11 protein-coding genes are annotated in these 18777 nt (G+C 51.9%); 5 read left to right on the top strand and 6 right to left on the bottom strand.

The genetic code is table 11. From position 1 onward, the window contains the following. Positions 1-201: 201 nt before the first annotated feature. From QUF18_RS01835 to QUF18_RS01810, 6 genes are all read right to left on the bottom strand, one after another. Positions 202-8850, bottom strand: coding sequence for a glycoside hydrolase family 94 protein (locus tag QUF18_RS01835; RefSeq protein ID WP_289384728.1), 8649 nt, complete (start codon positions 8848-8850; stop codon positions 202-204). Positions 8851-9304: 454 nt separating this feature from the next. After that, positions 9305-10345 (bottom strand): sulfate/molybdate ABC transporter ATP-binding protein, encoded by a 1041-nt coding sequence (locus QUF18_RS01830; RefSeq protein ID WP_289384726.1) that lies wholly within the window; start codon positions 10343-10345, stop codon positions 9305-9307. 74 nt (positions 10346-10419) lie between these two features. Continuing rightward, on the bottom strand, positions 10420-11301 hold the full coding sequence (gene cysW, locus QUF18_RS01825; RefSeq protein WP_289384724.1) for a sulfate ABC transporter permease subunit CysW: 882 nt from the start codon (positions 11299-11301) through the stop codon (positions 10420-10422). Continuing rightward, entirely contained in the window at positions 11291-12208 is a 918-nt protein-coding gene (gene cysT, locus QUF18_RS01820; RefSeq protein ID WP_289384722.1) for a sulfate ABC transporter permease subunit CysT, read from the bottom strand. The genes cysW and cysT overlap by 11 nt, the downstream gene beginning before the upstream one ends. 23 nt (positions 12209-12231) lie before the next feature. Continuing rightward, a complete protein-coding gene (locus tag QUF18_RS01815) occupies positions 12232-13263 on the bottom strand; it encodes a sulfate ABC transporter substrate-binding protein (protein WP_289386089.1) in 1032 nt (343 codons plus the stop codon). Between the two features lie 182 nt (positions 13264-13445). After that, positions 13446-13871: a hypothetical protein gene (locus QUF18_RS01810; protein WP_289384720.1), complete on the bottom strand. Its 426-nt coding sequence runs from the start codon at positions 13869-13871 to the stop codon at positions 13446-13448. Positions 13872-14069: 198 nt separating this feature from the next. Between QUF18_RS01810 and QUF18_RS01805 the strand changes: the two genes are divergently transcribed. The 5 genes from QUF18_RS01805 (at position 14070) to QUF18_RS01785 (ending at position 18736) form a co-directional block, all read left to right on the top strand. Then, entirely contained in the window at positions 14070-14456 is a 387-nt protein-coding gene (locus tag QUF18_RS01805) for an MliC family protein (RefSeq protein WP_289384718.1), read from the top strand. 208 nt (positions 14457-14664) lie between these two features. Next, positions 14665-14901: an Lrp/AsnC ligand binding domain-containing protein gene (locus QUF18_RS01800; RefSeq protein ID WP_237121037.1), complete on the top strand. Its 237-nt coding sequence runs from the start codon at positions 14665-14667 to the stop codon at positions 14899-14901. A gap of 234 nt (positions 14902-15135) precedes the next feature. Then, entirely contained in the window at positions 15136-16980 is a 1845-nt protein-coding gene (gene ilvD / locus QUF18_RS01795; protein ID WP_289384716.1) for a dihydroxy-acid dehydratase, read from the top strand. Between the two features lie 76 nt (positions 16981-17056). Next, positions 17057-17608: a hypothetical protein gene (locus QUF18_RS01790; RefSeq protein WP_289384714.1), complete on the top strand. Its 552-nt coding sequence runs from the start codon at positions 17057-17059 to the stop codon at positions 17606-17608. A gap of 318 nt (positions 17609-17926) precedes the next feature. Beyond that, on the top strand, positions 17927-18736 hold the full coding sequence (locus QUF18_RS01785) for a class I SAM-dependent methyltransferase (protein ID WP_289384712.1): 810 nt from the start codon (positions 17927-17929) through the stop codon (positions 18734-18736). Positions 18737-18777 lie beyond the last annotated feature (41 nt).

The raw sequence follows: 18777 nt of genomic DNA, 5'->3' as shown, positions 1-18777 counted from the left end.
CATCATTCTTGTTGGACAGACCATAAGCAGAATTCAACAAAAATAAAGGGCGATGATTACTCACCGCCCTTTATTTAAAGTTCTAGAGCGTGTTGCGTTTAATCGTACCCACTGCGCTCGCTCTAGTTTCTTTTAATTGTCGCATGTTCGCGGTAGCTCAAATGAATGCATTTAGCTGCGACATGCTTTATCTGCTTTGACTTATTTCAGTTCCAGCACAATTTCGTGCTGCCCCTGCGTTGCCAGAGCAATACCGGCATCGCGTTTTCTCACTGCTTTGCCATCCACTTTCAAACTGTCACGACCAGCCTTATTGCGCACGATGATTTTATACAGTGCCTCACCGTGGCGATAATCCAGCTCGAAACCATCCCAGTCAGATGGCAATACCGGATTGAGGAACAGCGCATTGCCGTGCTTGCTCAAGCCCAGAATACCTTCTGTCGCCACACGATAGAACCAGCCAGCAGAACCGGTATACCATGTCCAGCCGCCCTGACCGCGACGCGGCTCAACGGAGTAAATATCCGCCGCAATCACATAAGGCTCAACACGATAAGTCTCAGGATTTTCACCGTGATGCACCGGATTAATCAGCGAGAACAGCTTGTAAGCTTCATCACCACGACCAAGTTTGGTCAGAGCCATGATCGCCCATGTAGCACCATGCGTATATTGTCCGCCATTCTCACGCACACCGCGCGGATAGCCTTTAATATAACCTGGCTCATGTTCGGTCTTATCAAACGGCGGCGTGAACAGACGCAGCAAGCCGCCCTCTTCATCCAGCAGATGTTTTTCAAGGGAAGCCATAGCTTGGGTTGCGCGCTTCGGATCAGCAACGCCGGACAATACAGCCCAGCTCTGGGCAATGGCATCAATCTGACATTCGTCACTCAAATGCGATCCAAGCGGTGCGCCATCGTCGAAATAACCACGCCGATACCATTCACCATCCCAGCCATGCTCTTCCAATGCCTTGTTTAATGCATCCAGATGCTGCTGCATGGCTTCCGCACGGCTCGTATCACCACGCGCTACGCTCAGCGGAATAAACTGCTGTAAGGTATAGCTCAGGAACCAGCCAAGCCAGACGCTCTCGCCTTTGCCTTCAACGCCGACAAGGTTCATACCATCGTTCCAGTCGCCGCCAAGGATCAGCGGCAGACCGTGCTGTCCGGTGCGCTGCATGGCCAGTTCCAGCCCCTTCACGCAATGCTCATAGACCGTATCGGTTTTGTCAGAGACCTCGGGCTGATAGAAAGCATCATGTTCGCCCTCTTGCAGCGCACGGCCCTGCAGATAGGCAATCTCCACATCAAGTACCGCCAAATCACCGGTCACCTGCGTATAGAGCGTTGCCGCATAGGACAGCCAAACCACGTCATCGGAGATCAGAGTGCGCACACCAGCTCCAGTATCGGCACCCGTCACCGGCAGCCACCAATGCTGCACATCACCTTCTGCAAACTGACGACCGGCAACATTGAGCAACTGCTTGCGCGCCAAAAGCGGATCAAGCATCAGCAATGACAGTGTATCCTGTAACTGATCGCGGAAACCATAGGCACCACTAGCCTGATAGAACGCCGCACGCGCCAGAATACGCGAAGCCATGCTCTGATAAGGTAGCCAGCGATTGACCATCAGATCGAAAGAGCGATCCGGCGTTTTCACCTGCAATGGCGCGGTAAAATCCTGCCACTGCTGAGAAGTCCGTGCCAAAAGATCGTCCATATCCAGACCACGACTATAGGTCATCAGTCCCTGTGCCGCCTCTTCATCTTTGGCGTTACCAAGAATGAAAAGAATCTCTTTGGTCTGCCCTGCACTCAGTTCCAGATCATAGCTCAGAGCCGCGCAAGGATCGCGTCCGGCTTCGACCGTGCCTGACAGAGATTTGCCCTGCATCACACAATCAGGTTCTGTCACGGAACCGGTGGCACCGATAAATTCTTGTCGATCAGAAGTGACTGATACAGGCAGAATATTGGCTGTCAAGAAAGCGACCTGTCCTGCCTTGTCGGTATGATACGGATTGCGGGCAAAGAGCGCGCCCAGGCCCGTATCAAAACGCGGCACAATATAAGCAGCATTTTTAGCACGAACATTGCCCAGTACCCATTCCGCATAATTATACAGCCGCAGACGCTTCATAGACTGGCCACGATTGACAAGACGCAGACGTGTCAGACGCACCGGTTTGTCCGGATCAACCGCCATTGTCAGTTCGCAGAACACATCGCCATGTTGGGACGTGAACGTGCTGAAACCCTGACCGTGTTGCGCTTCATAGGTTACTTCCGCATCACGGATAACATTGGCCGTCGGTGCGAAAACCTTGCCGCTGTCACGATCCGCAATATAGAGCGCTTCACCCGGCAGATTGGAAACCGGATCATTCGACCATGGGGTCAGCTGATAATCACGGCTGTTACCGCTCCATGTGAAAGCGGAACCTTCCGCTGAAACATGGAAGCCGAACTCCGCATTGGCAATCACATTGATCCACGGATGCGGCGTTGTGCGGTCCCCGTTGAGACGCACAACATAATTGCCGTCCGTATCAAAACCGCCATAGCTATTCCAGAATTCCAGCCCGTCACCGGAAATCTGCTTGTCTGTTGTGAGTTGGTGTGGTGCAACACCCGGAAGTTTGACAACCTGCTCGCCATCAGCCTCCGTAGTGCGACGACGGCTCAGCCGCGGATCCGTGCTTTCCAGCTTGGTTTCCTTGCGGCTTGCCAGATCAACCGAAAGCTCCTGAATACGCTTGAGCTGCTCTGCCAGAGAACCGTTCTGCGCATGCATCACAATCCGTGCAGCGGCCAGCAGCGTATTATAGGATTCCTCGCTCATCTGATCGCGACGCACCGTGAAAAGATGTGGTTTTTGCCCCTGATGCTGCGAGCGGACACGGAAGCTTTCGCTCAGCCATTCTACTGCGCGCTGGGTATCCTGCGCATAGGAGAATGCCCGTTCATTGACTACAACCACATCAACCATGAGACCTTTTTCGCGCCAATATTCCTGTGCCTTCAGCACACCGCGAAGCACTTCAAGATCGGCCTCATTGTCAATCCGCAGCACAAAAATCGGATCATCGCCGGAAATCGACAATGGCCAAAGATCAGACTGTGCACCAAGTCCCGCAGCAATCACTTCTGACGGCTGGCGCAAAGCGCGATCCGGATAGATCAGATAGGCAGCGGTTTTCTGATAATCGGTTGCCTCAGCCGGTTTGATACCGACATGATGCAGACGCACTTGGCTACGTGTCCATGACAAAGTATATTCACGGGCAAAGGCTTCAGGATAACGCAGCAATGCCGCTTTTTCTTCCAGATAAGAGCGCGAACCGCCCGCCAATGTCCAGAATACCAGCGACACTTTTTTATGTGCCGGAACACGAACACGGGTACGCAATGAGGCAACCGGATCTAGCACCGTGCCCTGACTGCCGGTAAACTTCATGTCCGGATCAAATGCTGCCGGATTACGCAAGGTGCGACCACGACCGATAAAGACACGACGGTCGGTTTCGGCTTCAGTCTCACGCACGGCACCCGACAAATCGGTGACGAAATGCGCCACATGCACTTCCGTATCTGACGGTGCACGTTTGCGCCGTTTAGCATAAATTGTGGTGCCGTCCGGTGCGATTTCCGTTTCTACAAACATCTTGGCAAAAGCCGGATGCGCATCATCCGTATCCGGGTTATTCAGCACCAGTTCCGCATAGGACGTGACCTCAATCACACGGTCGCGCGAACTGGTATTGATAATATCAATCCGGCGTCCTTCACCATCAGCATCGGTGGTAACAATGGTTTCCACTACGGTTTTGATGTCACCGGAAGTCTTGTAGAACTCGGCCTTGTCTTCCGTGAAAACCGTCTTGGTTTCGGTTTCCAGATGACGGGTTGGTTCACCGGTTGCCGACCACCAGCGTCCGCTTTCTATATCGCGCAGGAACAGGAAGCTGCCCTGCATGCCTTCAGACGCATCAGGCTGGAAACGGGTAATCGCCAAATCATGCCAGCGGCTGTAGCCATTACCGGCAGCGGTCAGCATCAGCGAATACTGACCATTGGACATCAGATGCACACTGCGAGGGGCTTTCAACGGCTCTTCGATAATGCGCATCGGCGCTTCATCAAAGGCACCGCTATCCACACGCATCGGATTTTCCGTCTTGGCATAAACCATCGGAATTTCACGCGGTGCTTTTTCCTGCAACAACAGTTCTGCCGCCTCAATCACCGGATCGGAGTGGAAACGGCTACGCATACGACCGTCAAAAATCACGTTATTAACCGCGATAATCGACATGCCGTGGTGATGCGCATAATAGTTTTTCACCACCGCGCATTTTTCACCTTCACGCACACGCGACGGAGTGAAATCCACGGAATCGTGGAAGCCGTAACGTCCCAGAGCGCCAAGCTTCTGCAAGACCTTCAAATTGGCAACCGCATCAGCCGGACGATATTGCGAAGCCAAAAGGCTGGCATAAGGCGCAATCACTGCATTGCGCGACAGACCGCGTTGCAGCCCCAGTTTCGGCACGCCGAAATTGGAATATTGATAATTCATCTGTGGATCACGGGCATGGTAGGCCGCTTCCGAAATACCCCAAGGCAGACCACGCGAGGTTGCATATTCGATCTGGCGCTGCACAACCAGCTTATTGGTCTGGTCCAGAAGCGAGCCAAGCGGTTCATTCATCACCAATGGCGGCATCAGATATTCAAACATCGAGCCGGACCAGGACAGCAAAGCGCCCTTCCAGCCGACCGGCACCAGCAGACGGCCAAGTTTGAACCAATGTTCTACCGGTACATCGCCCTTGGCAATGGCAAACAGGCTGGCAAGACGGGCTTCCGAAGCCAGCAGATCATAGCAGCTTTCATCCAGTTCATTTTCCTGAACGCGGAAGCCGATCGACAACAAACGGCGTTCTTTGCGCTCAAGGAAACCGAATTCCATGTCAAAAGCCATTTGGCGCGAGCGACGGCCAAGGTCTTGCAGACGGGCACGCAGCTCTTCTGCATTATGCTCGCCAATAGCATCTTCTGTATGTGCTTTACAGGTTTCAACCAGCGCGCGCGCCCATTCCAGTGCTTCCTGCGACTGGGTGGTTTCCAGCTCGTCATCCAGCTCCAGTGCCAGCTTTTCAATATCCTTGGCAAAGAGCGAGATATTGATGGTGCGGAAAGAGGCTGTTTCCGGTTCTTCACGGAAAGACCGCACAGCACGGCGGAAATTGGCAATCCGCTCTTCCAAACGGCGGCGCAATGGACGCAGAATACGACGATCATCCGGAATAGCGGCAATTGCCTCTTCCAGAATGTCGTTGACGTCGAGAATACCTTCAAAATCGCCTTGCAAATAGACGGAAGGTGCTTGCGCCCATTCCTCCAGTGCTGAAGACAATGTAACCAGATGACCGGCCAGATTGCCGCTATCCACCGCCGACACATAAAGCGGCTGCAATGGTTTCAGCGTATCAGTCTCATACCAGTTATAGAGATGGCCGCGGAATTTCTCCATCTTCTCCATTGTATCCAGCGTCAGGCCGATACGGGTGAGCGTATCGTTAAAGCTGATCCAGCCGAAATCACGGGCGGAAATAATGGAGAGGAAATAGACACCGATATTGGTCGGTGAGGTACGCATTGCCACCAGACCAACCGGATCTTCCTGATAATTATCCGGCGGCAGATGGTTGCCTTCCTCATTGGTAAAGGCTTCAAAATAGCGCCATGTGCGGCGGGCATAGCGGCGCAAATCACCTTTATCGCTGGAACGAACTTCCAGCGTATCCTGTGGTTTGGCCGAGCGGCTGACCGCCCATGCGATCCACGGCGAGGCAATCCAGATCACGGCAAAAGGCACTGCAATCAGCACCGCTTTGCTGCCAAACAATACCGGAAGCAGAAACGCCAGTGCGCCGATCAGCAGCGACGGCCACATCAGGCGCACATAGAAATCCAGCGTATCGGAAGACTTCATCTGCGCGGCTGCACGCCATGCCAGAAGATAGCGGCGCGAGACAAACAGACGGTAGAAAGTACGGACAATCGCATCGCCCATCAGCGTTGCGCTATGGGCAATAAAGCTCAGACGCAGCGCCATATCCGCAAAAGCCAGCGTCACATCGGTCAGCACCGACTGCGCATGGCCTTTCAGCGAATAGTCCATATTCACGGGAATAAGATTGGTGACGATGCCGAAAATCATCGGCACGAACATCGCCAAAATCAGGAACAACTGCCAGATGGTGGCAACGCCAAGCGGCAGCAAACACCAACCGGCAAAAGACGCAATCACCCACATAATCGGGTTGAGCGAACGGCGCAGATTATCGGCCATTTTCCAGCGGGTGACATTGCTGACACCTTTGCCGGTTGAGAACAGGAATGGCAGCAACTGCCAGTCACCACGCGCCCAGCGGTGATGACGGGAAATATCAACATTATAGCCCGTCGGGTAATCTTCCACGACCTCAACATCGCTGGCGAGCGCACAACGGGCATAGCCGCCTTCGAGCAAATCGTGACTGAGGACTGTATTTTCCTCAATCTTGCCTTGCATCACCCGTTCAAAGGCATCAACATCATAGAGGCCTTTACCGGTGAAAGTGCCTTCACCCAGCAAATCCTGATACACATCAGAAACAGCAAACACATATGGGTCGATACCGCGATTGGCGGAGAATACGCGCTGCAGGAATGATGCATCATCGCCGGTGGTCAGCGACGGAGTAACCCGTGGCTGTAAAATACCGTAACCGCTGGTAATGCGGCCGGTTTTCTCATCAAAAACCGGATGATTAAGCGGATGCGACAGCTTACCGACCAGATTGGTCACTGATTGCGGTGTCAGACGAGTGTCGGAATCCAGTGTCATCACATAGCGGATATCACGCGGCAGCGGCACATCCGACGGGAAGAAGCTGGTATCATGATCGCCGCGCAGCAACAGGTTCAGCTCATGCAGCTTACCGCGTTTGCGCTCCCAGCCCATCCAGCTGCCCTGTGACGGATTGTAAAGGCGGCGGCGATGCAGAAAGAAGAAACGCGCCTGCCCGTTACTTGCATAATCCTCACCCGCATAATGCGCGTTAAGCCGGGCCACTTCCTCACGGGCATAGTCCAGCACTTCCATATCGGCAGGTGTGACTTCGACATTGCTGTCTGTCCAGTCACTGACAATTGCAAAATAGACCTCACCGCGCGGATTGGTCAGATAATGCACTTCGAGATTACGGATATGTTCGTCCACGCTGTCGCGTGAATTGATCAGTGTCGGAACTGCCACCAGTGTACGCGCATCGGCAGGCAGGCCATCGCGATATTCATAGCCGACCAGACGGTTCGGCTGCACAAACCACGGCACCAGCGAGTTGAACAGACCAAGCGATGCTTCATAGGCCGGGAAAAGCGCGAGAAGGGTAAAGAGCAACTGTTCGCTCTCGTCAAAACCAATGCGCCCCATGCAGATATAAATCAGCGCCAGCAGGCCGACGGTCATTGCCCAGACCGGCACGGCAATGCCCAGCAGCCCAAGGCCGCGATACCAGCGCAGCAAACGGGTCGATAAAGGCGGTTTATAACCGCAAACCTGTTCCAGTTCGGTGCGGGCATTACCACTCAGATAATAGGCAATGGCACCGCTCTGCTCACGCTCGGTGATTTTATGCTCACGCACGGATTTTTCACGGGCAAGCTTCAGTGCCGTATTGGTCACCTCAATTTCCGTCATCAGGGAATTGCGGGCGATCTTTTCAATGGTCACGCGGTAGCTGTTACGCGAGGCGAAATCGAGGTCTTCGAAATCACTGTTCTCGCGCAGGATCGCATCCATAATGCTGACGGTTTCAACCCATGAGGTCCAGTCCACATCATCAATGGTTTTGAGCGAACGGATAATATTGCCCATGGTCATGCCGCCGGTGGACTGGCGGGCATGTTCCTCAACAATCACTTCTTCCACATCATAGCCGCTCGCTTCAAGCTGCGCCTCCAGCCATTCAATGGCCGGACCAGTCGCGGTTGAAGAGCTGCGCAAACGATAGAGCAGATGGGTGGCAAAAGTGCCGTCCCGTGCCGGTTCACTATATTCTGTCAGAATGGATTGCAGTTCTTCCGGCGAAGAGGTCACAACAATCTTATCAGCCACGCGATTAGCGAAATTACGCATACCACGGGCGCGCTCAACACGCAGCGCAAGACGGCGGGCATTCTCCACCAACATGAAGCGGATCACCGATGGCAGTGCCCATAATTCACCGATGCGCAGCGGCTCCACACTCTGGAAACCGTCAACCAGTGCTTTCAGACTTTTCAGTGAAAAATTGCTGTCGCTATGCGCGACATAGAGCCAGGCCAGCGCGAAAACCCGCGGCAGGCTTTCTGACTTCTCTTCAGCAGCACCGTTTTTTGAACCGGCAACATCCGGATGAATATTCGCCGCCAATGGCAGCTGGCGCAAAAACTTGTCCGGCAAGTCGCGGCGCGCCTGCTGCATGCTTTTATCGACAACATAATAATTGTCGAGCAGCCACTGTGCCGCCGGTGTAATCGTCTCACCATTGCGCGATGCCGCATCCGACGAACGATAAGCATGCAGGATCAGTCCGGCATTTTCTGCCAGTCGTTTGTTAAAATCAAAAGTTTCATAATCAGGCAGGCGCACGGCTTCATTGCGAGCCAGCGCTACCGCCAGCAGCTGTAATTCTTCAGGTGTTTTATAATGCCCCCTGATTGGCAAAGGCAGAACCGGCAAAAGACGGTCAGCAGCAGGGCGGGAAAACAACGACGAAAGAGAGAAAGACAAAGCCGGCATATGCCTTTTACAGCCTTTTATAAGATTTAAGTTCCGCTACGGACGATCAGATTTTTTCAAGTCCGCAAACACATGCTTCAGATCGCGTGAATTTATGAAGTTTCACGTATAATCGGTGGTGTTAAACAGTTATGACCAAATTACGTCCGCAGCCCATGCCATGATCGAATTTGGCGAAATCGCAAAGCACAAATCATAGCTGATTTTAACTTTACGTTATAAAAATCAACGCACTACCCTCTGCAATTTGCACTCCGGAATTGCGCGAGCCCGAGCAAAGCGGGTGCAGCACGCTTTGTTATAATGTCAGAGGGTGAAAAAAGTTGCCTGACCGCACTTTAAACGGATTAAATTATTTTGAAAGTCCTTCTCCGTAATAAAGAAAAACACCGGATATCGGCCTTCTGTTAAAGCCGATATCCGGTGCTGACAGAATCATTTCCTGAAATAATTTTCAGCTTTCAGTTGCGAAGACGCGCCAGTATTTCGGCCTGAAAGCCAGACGGCTTCCGGTGACCGCTTCATTTTCTGCGGGAATTTCAATCTCAATAATTTCACGGTTACCGCCGACTTCCAATTCAACACGGCGCTTGGCTCCGACACGTCGCGTGGCCGTCACCACACCGGCAATACAACCGCCGCATCCGTCAACCAGCTCCACATCATGTGGCCGGAAATACAAAACGGCATCGCCATCCGCCTGATCTGTTTTCAACCCCAGCGCACGATCAGCCAGCCACACTGCGCCTTGCTCGACACGCACATTCAAACGGCTGGATTCCCCGATAAACCCATAGACAAAAGCCGAGTTCGGATTGTCATAAATTGCGTCCGGCGTTCCCACCTGCTCGATACGCCCCTGACTCATCACCACCACACGGTCAGCCAGCTCCAGCGCCTCATCCTGATCGTGGGTCACAAAGACAGTGGTATGACCGGTACTGTCATGAATTTCACGTAGCCATTTGCGCAACTCTTTACGCACCTGTGCATCCAGCGCCCCGAAAGGCTCGTCCAGCAGCAACACATTCGGTTCAATTGCCATAGCACGCGCCAAAGCGACACGCTGACGCTGACCGCCGGAAAGCTGTGCCGGATAACGGTTTTCCAATCCCTGCAATTGCACCAGATTAAGCAAGTCTACGGCACGATTATGAATATCCGTTTTGGACGGGCGTGTTGCACGCGGACGCACTTTCAGCCCAAAACCGACATTCTGCGCCAAAGTCATATGACGAAACAAAGCATAATGCTGAAACACAAAACCGACATTGCGTTCCTGCACGGTTTTATGCGAGGCATCCTCATCGCCAAAATAGACTGTACCTTCTGTCGGGCTTTCCAGTCCTGCGATCAGACGCAATAATGTCGTCTTACCCGAGCCGGATGGCCCGAGCAAAGCAATCAGCTCGCCTGAATGAATATCAAGCGAAACGTTGTGCAGCGCCGGAAACTGCTCAAACTCCTTGCGCACCTCAACAACGCGTACTTCCATTCTCAATCCTTTCAGGCACCCTCATGCCAGTGCAATGCAAATTAAGCCCTGTAATACGCAAAGCGCATTACAAATCAGACCCCGTCATGCGCAAAGCGCATCTCCAGTACAGTTTTCAAAACAAGTGTAATCAGCGCCAGTCCGGCCAGCAGCGATGCCACGGCAAAAGCCGCCACGATATTCTCGCTATACATCATCTCCACATGCAGCGGCATTGTCGTGGTCAGGCCACGAATACGACCCGAAACAACGGCAACTGCGCCGAATTCTCCCATAGCGCGCGCATTACACAGCAACACCCCATAGAGCAGCCCCCAGCGGATATTCGGCAATGTCACATAGAGAAAGGTTTTCCAGCCGCTGGCGCCCAATGACAATGCCGCTTCTTCATCTCCGGTGCCCTGCTCCTGCATCAGCGGGATCAATTCGCGCGCAACAAAGGGAAATGTCACAAAAACTGTCGCCAGTACAATGCCCGGCACTGCGAATAATATCTGGATATTATAAGATTGCAGCCAAGGCCCAAGCAGGCTGTTGCCACCAAATAGCAGCACAAAAACCAGCCCTGAAATCACCGGCGACACCGAAAACGGCAAGTCAATCAGCGTGATGAGAAAGATCTTGCCACGAAATTCGAATTTGGCAATCGCCCATGAAGCGGCGATGCCGAATACCATATTCAACGGTACTGCAATCGCCGCCACCAGCAGGGTCAAACGAATAGCCGAAAGCGCATCAGGATCGTTCAACGCATCCCAATAAGCGCCCGTGCCTTTGCTAAAAGCCTGCGTAAAAATCACAATCAACGGCAACACAATAAATAAAGCCAAGAATAACAGGCCCACTGCAGTCAGAAACCAGCGAACAGCCGGTCTCTCTGTAACCGCAGACTGGCTCTGTCCCCTATCCACGCTTTTCAGACGACGGGAGAATAATTTACCGGCACTAGCTGCCATAGCCATATCTCCTGCGTGTTCGTGTCTGGATGAGATTGACAATCAGCAACATCACAAAGGAAATCAGCATCATTACCGTGGCCAGAACTGTAGCGGCGGAATAGTCGAACTCCTCCAACTTGATGAAGATCAGCAATGGCGCGATTTCTGTCGAATATGGCCGGTTACCGGCGATGAAAATCACTGAGCCGTATTCCCCGACCGCACGAGCGAAAGCCAGTGAAAAGCCGGTCAGGATAGCCGGTAGCAAGCCCGGTAACAGCACACGAAATACCGTCTGAAAGCGGCTGGCACCCAGAGTTGCTGCCGCTTCTTCCTGCTCACGACTGATTTCCTCAATCACCGGCTGAATGGTTCGCACCACAAAAGGCAGACCAATAAAAACCAGCGCCACAACAATACCAGCTTGTGTGAAAGCAATGCGGATATCCAGCGGCATCAGCCACGCGCCAATCCAGCCTTTCGGCGCATAAAGCGCTGTCAGCGCAATACCGGCAACGGCAGTCGGCAATGCAAATGGCAAATCGACCATAGCATCAACCAGACGCCTGCCGGGAAAACGGTAACGCACCAGCACCCATGCAACAATGCCGCCAAAGACCACATTGATCACAGCCGCCAAAATCGCGCTGAAGAAGCTGACCTGTAAGGCGCTGACCAGTCGCGGATCAGTCGCCAGCTGCCAGAACCGTGCAGGTCCTACCCCCACCGCATGCAGCATCAGCACCATCAGCGGGATCAGGATCAGCAGCGACAGATAGGCCACGCTGAAACCCAGCGTCAGACCGAAACCCGGCAGAATGCTCGGCTTGCGCCATGCTGCAAAAAACGACGGCTTGTTCTGCCGGTGCTTGACCGGCAGAGACTTGCTTTGCTGACTGCCACTTACCGTGGATGGTTTTGTCATTGGTGTTCCCATCAAAAACAGGATTACTTAGACGGTTTGTAAATCTGATCGAATGTACCGCCATCGCCGAAATGGGCAGGCTGCGCTTTTGCCCAACCGCCAAAGAGCGGGTCATCAATGGTGAGAAGTTTCACCTCCTTCAGCCAGCTGCGATCGGCTTCAGGCACTAGTTCCGGCTTGGACGGGCGATAAAAATGCTTGGCAGCGATCTTCTGTCCTTCTTCGGAATAAAGATAGGTCAGGTAGGCTTCGGCCAGTTTACGCGTGCCTTTGGCATCCACATTTTTGTCCACCACAGCCACCGGCGGTTCTGCAAGAATGGATTGTGGCGGCACAACAATATCAAAGGCATCCGGTCCGAATTCCGCAACCGACAGATAGGCTTCGTTTTCCCATGCCAGCAGCACATCGCCCAACTGGCGCTGTACAAAGCTGGTGGTTGCCCCGCGTGCGCCGGTATCCAGCACCGGCACATGGGCAAACAGTTCCGTCATATAATTTTTGACTTTGGCTTCATCGCCGCCAAATTCATTATAAGCCCAGCCCCATGCGGCCAGATAATTCCAGCGCGCACCGCCGGAGGTTTTCGGGTTGGGTGTAATCACCTCTACCCCGTCTTTAATCAGATCGCCCCAATTCTGAATACCTTTCGGATTGCCCTTGCGGGTCAGGAAGACAATCGTAGATGTATAGGGCGCGGAATTATTCGGAAATTTCTGCCGCCAGTCCGCATTGATTTTGCCGGTCTTCGCAACGATCGCATCAATGTCGCTCTGCAGTGCCAGCGTCACAACATCTGCCGGAATGCCGTCAATAACGGAGCGTGCCTGCGCACCGGAACCGCCGTGGGATGCACGCAGCGTGACATCCTCACCGGTCTCAGCCTTCCAGTGTTTGGCGAAAGCATCATTATAATCTTTGTATAATTCCCGCGTCGGATCGTAGGAAACATTCAGCAATGTCTGGGCAGCCTGTGCCTGTACTGACCCCTGCACGGATATGGAAACCGCTGATACAACAACCAGCGCAGCAAAGGCGGAAAAGCTATTTCGCATCTGTATCATTATGGCCTCCGTTTCATGTTCAACAACAAACTAACAGAGCCGGAACGGATAAGGATGCTACAAGAACCTCAATACACCGTCCTGACGGAAATAATCTTCCTCATGCACGGCTATTGTAAAATAAAAATTCGCCTTTGCCAAAGACAACTATGATCAGGCAGTTTTATATTCGTCTAAAAAGCCATGCGGGGACTGCGCAGGCTACATTTATAACGTACCTCATAATAAGGATCGACCACCAGCGTCACATCGCGGGTTTCGCAGCGTTTGCCGGTCGATTTCAGATATTCTTCCGCCACATCGCGGAACACAACCGGCGGCGTGACACCAAGCCCTGAACCGTTGGAAAACCCTTTGACAAAATTTTGTGTCGCAGAGCCTGCAAGACCGGGACCGATCAGCAAACGACTCTCGGCCTGATTATCGACAATCCGGTAATTGGTGCCGCTGGTACCAACAAACTCAACGGATGGCAGCCCCTGATATTTGGCTTGAACATAATTCACACCGGCACAACCGGAAAGAACCAGCACAGCAAGAAGTCCGATCCGGCCAACAGGTGCCTTTATTTGATGACGAAATATAGAAATGTTTTTCATCACGCGGGGACATATCCTTTTATGAACGTCCGTTATGGTTTTCAGCATCGTGCCGTAAACTATCTTATTTATGCCGGATATGTTTTTTATGAGACATACCTAAATACCTGCCCGCATTTCATTTTCCGGCAGAATCCAGTGTCTGATTTCCAGCAGGCATCATGCCCTTATATATGGTATAAACAAAAGGATAAACTGATGTTGAAAACAGCCCTCTCTACCCTTGCCGCAGGTTTTGTATTCGCTGCTTTTGCGGGCAGTGCCAATGCGCAGGATAATGCTGAACAGCCACTCACCAAAGTGTCTTATCTTTGCCAGCGCAATGTCGACTTGGATGTTGTTTATATTAACGGCCTGAAAAATGATGATTCCGCTGCTGTCCTTTCGACCGAAGGCAAGCTGGTGCCAATGCGCATTTCAACAAGCGGTTCCGGTGCACTCTATGTAGCGATTGATGAGCAGGACAGCTATCGCTGGCACACCAAAGGTAATGAAGGCACGCTGACATTTCTTGAGGCCGATGACAGCGCCAAGGAAATGACAGTTCTGCAAAATTGCGTCGCCAAGGAACAGGCTTCCGAGTAAATTCCGGATTTCGGCTAAAAAACAGGAAGAGCAGGCAGTGCTTCATCCGATACGCTGCCTGTGCTTTTTTAAGCCGCACTATCAGTGCATTTAATGTGGTCGTTTAATTGCACAACGCGCTTTAGACTGCTAATTGTGCCGTCAAACGGCAATCTCATTTGCCTGTTATGAATTTATATGATCCGTTCTCTTACAGGAAAGATGTGAGATGAAACCAGTATTCCTGCAGATCCAGTGCAGCCCCGGCAAAACCTATGATGTTGCCAAAGCAATGTATGAGCGTGAAATCGCTTCAGAGCTTTATTCCACCAGCGGTGAATTTGATCTTCTCGCAAAGATTTATATTCAGGAAGGTGATGATATCGGCAAATTCATCAATGATAATGTGCTGAACATTCCGCATATTGTCCGCTCGCTGACGACACTGACTTTCAAAGCATTCTGAGTTCAGCGGCCAAACGCCAATATGCTCGACGACAAAGCATTGCCTGTATCAAAAACGGGCGATGCTTTTTTATTTTAAGACCTCATACACGAAGAATTTTTGCATGTGAGGCAATTTGTACTTTGCGCCGTACGCTCGGGTACTGTAAGACATATCTGAAAAGATAACACTGCATTTCTGCAACTTCTGCAAACAGGGGTTTCGCAGCGCTGTAATGCATAAGGGAATAAGATCATGCCAGCCTATCGCTCAAGAACTTCCACCCACGGCCGCAATATGGCGGGTGCGCGCGGCCTTTGGCGCGCCACAGGCATGAAAGACGGTGATTTCGGCAAACCGATTATCGCCGTGGTCAATTCCTTTACCCAGTTTGTGCCGGGGCACGTACACCTGAAAGATCTCGGACAGATGGTTGCCCGTGAGATCGAAAAAGCGGGCGGCGTTGCCAAAGAGTTCAACACCATTGCGGTCGATGACGGTATCGCCATGGGTCACGATGGCATGCTCTATTCGCTGCCATCGCGCGAAATCATCGCCGACTCGGTCGAATATATGGTCAACGCCCATTGCGCTGATGCGATGGTGTGCATTTCCAACTGCGACAAGATCACGCCGGGTATGCTGATGGCCGCACTGCGCCTCAATATTCCGGTCGTGTTTGTTTCCGGTGGCCCGATGGAAGCCGGTAAAGTTGTCTGGGGTGACAAAGAGAAGAAGCTCGATCTGGTTGACGCCATGGTCGCAGCCGCTGATGACAAATACACCGACGAAGAAGTGGACGCGATTGAGCGCTCCGCCTGCCCGACCTGCGGCTCCTGCTCCGGTATGTTCACCGCCAACTCGATGAACTGCCTGACTGAAGCGCTTGGTCTGTCCTTGCCAGGCAACGGCTCGACACTGGCAACCCATGCCGCACGTAAAGAACTGTTCCTTGAAGCCGGTCGTCTGGTTGTTGACCTCTGCAAGCGCTATTACGAGGGTAATGATGAAAGCGTGTTGCCACGCGCAGTTGCCAGTTTTGAAGCCTTTGAAAATGCCATGACACTGGATATCGCCATGGGCGGTTCCACCAATACCGTGCTGCATTTGCTGGCGGCGGCACATGAAGCGGAAATGGATTTCACCATGTCCGATATCGACCGCCTGTCGCGCAAAGTGCCGGTATTGTGCAAGGTCGCACCGGCGATTGCTGATGTGCATATGGAAGATGTGCATCGTGCCGGTGGTATTATGGGTATCCTCGGCGAGCTTGACCGTGCAGGCCTGCTTCATACCAATGTTGGCTCGGTTCATTCCGGCACATTGAAAAACGCACTCGATAAGTGGGATATCAAACGCACTTCGGATGCGAGCGTAGATGAGTTTTTCCGCGCTGCACCGGGCGGCGTTCCGACACAGGTTGCATTCAGTCAGAACCGTTATTTTGACAGCACTGACAGCGACCGTGAAAACGGTGTTATTCGCACAAAAGAACACGCCTTCTCACAGGACGGCGGTTTGGCCGTGCTTTACGGCAATCTGGCCGAAGACGGTTGTATCGTTAAAACTGCCGGTGTGGATGATAGTATCCTGACCTTCTCCGGCCCTGCCCGTATTTTTGAAAGTCAGGACAGTGCGGTTCTCGGCATTCTCAACGGCAAGATCAAAGAAGGCGATATTGTTCTGATCCGCTATGAAGGCCCACGCGGTGGTCCGGGCATGCAGGAAATGCTCTATCCGACCAGCTATCTGAAGTCCAAAGGTCTGGGCAAGGCTTGCGCGCTGATCACCGATGGTCGTTTTTCCGGTGGCTCCTCCGGTCTCTCCATTGGTCACGTTTCGCCGGAAGCAGCTGAAGGCGGCCTGATCGGTCTGGTTGAAGAAGGCGATCTGATCGAGATCGATATTCCGAACCGCAAAATCCATCTGGCTGTTGACGATGCTGTGCTAGTAAAGCGCAGCGCAGAGATGGAAGCCAAAGGCATCGCCGCTTGGAAACCGACAGAGGTACGTAAACGCAAAGTCACCACAGCGCTGCGTGCCTATGCTGCCATGGCCACCAGCGCCGCCAAAGGTGCCGTGAGACACGTACCTGAGTGATTTTAAAAACGTACTTATGAGGGTTCTTCGGAACCCTCTTTTTTTTACAACCTTCAATATAGCGGCAGCAGAAACGATGAATTTCAAATCAACACTATTGGTCGCTTTATCAACATTTTTGCTATTAAACGGAACAATTCACAGCGAAGAACTCAGTAAACAAGATTATTTAGCAATGCCTGCCAAAGCATTAAAATATTTCCAATGCGCTATTCTACTCACCAATACTGGTAACGTATTGAAACCATCACCAGCCATAAGCATCTTGGCCTCAAGCTTCACTCAGAAAGGCTACGAACTCGGCAAGCAATATTTTGAGGCAATCGACAGCAATAAAATCACAATAATAGACCTCACATTGGATATACCTTCCGAATTTATGTATAATCCGACATCAATCACCACCTCTGACCGTCAGCAACAAATTGCTTTCAACCTTGGACGCATTTCTATAAACGCCGCAGGTGACCTCGCCGAGAGAATGGAACTTGTTATTCCCGAAGACAGAAATATTGATCTGGCACAGATAAAACAGAAAGCAAAAGCACTTATAGACGAATATTGTGATTATAATGCTTTAGGAATGCCACCTAAAATGCTTGAACAATTGCGTAGCGATCTCAACTGAGTCCTCATACAATCAAACAATTACAGTACGTTATATTTAAGCGGCATCATATGTAATTGCCTTTTACCCCCTCACATCTCAACCTTGTTTATTGACGACAAAGATATTTCTTCTATTTTCAAAAGACACAGAGGAGTGTCGTGTAGTGAACCAGTAATGCCCGTTTCAATTTATTTATCTTATCTTCGCCTGCGAGGAGGATGAATGACGGCATTACATGGACAGTATAAGCCCCGCGTATATCAAGAATATATGCACACGGCTTCCGCGCCTTCAGATCTTTCTTGCGGTGACCAACGGAAATTCCAGAGGTTCATCATGCAAACTACCAAACCACATTCGGATATCATCAATCACAACCGTGAAGCATGGGACAAGCAGGCCCGCGCCAATTGCGAATGGTCACAACCAGTCTCTTCTGAACAGGTTGCAACAGCCCGTGCCGGTCAGTGGGAGGTTAAACTCACACCCGGTACAATTCCGGCCTCATGGCTAGGCGATGTGCGTGATCGCAAAATCCTTTGCCTTGCATCAGCCGGCGGCCAGCAGGCACCGCTTCTGGCCGCAGCGGGTGCAAAGGTTACGGTCTTCGATCTTTCTGAAGGTCAACTCGATCAGGATCGCATGGTTGCAAAGCGAGAGAACCTGTCACTCACCGCTATTCAGGGTGATATGCGCGATCTATCCTGCTTTGATGACGAGACGTTCGACGTCATTTTTCACCCGATCTCCAACCTATATATACCGGATATTCAGCCTGTATGGCGTGAATGCTACAGGGTGTTAAAACACGGCGGACGGTTACTCTCCAGCTTTTACAATCCTGTCGTTTTCGTCGGCGCCAGAAATCCGGAAGATGCCAAGCAAGGCATTATCCGCCCGCTTTATCGCATGCCTTTTGCAGAACAGGATCACCTGAACGACAAGCAGCTCGCGGCAAAACAACAAAATCAGGAAGCCTTTGTCTTCGGGCACAGCCTGTCTGATCAGATCAGCGGGCAGCTCAAAGCCGGATTTGTCATTGCCGGTTTTCAGGAGGATTATCAGCCTGCGCCGCGCTTTGTGATTGATCCCTATCTGCCAACTTTCTTAGCTACCTGTGCTGTGAAAACCGGCAATAGTCTTTAAATAAAAAAAGGGCTTCGCGAAATGCGAAGCCCTTCTGTTTT

The organism is Pseudochrobactrum kiredjianiae, from assembly GCF_030362795.1.
GTDB lineage: Bacteria > Pseudomonadota > Alphaproteobacteria > Rhizobiales > Rhizobiaceae > Pseudochrobactrum > Pseudochrobactrum kiredjianiae.
The sequence above is the reverse complement of the archived record's forward strand: the minus strand, read 5'-3'. Positions and strand labels throughout refer to the sequence as shown.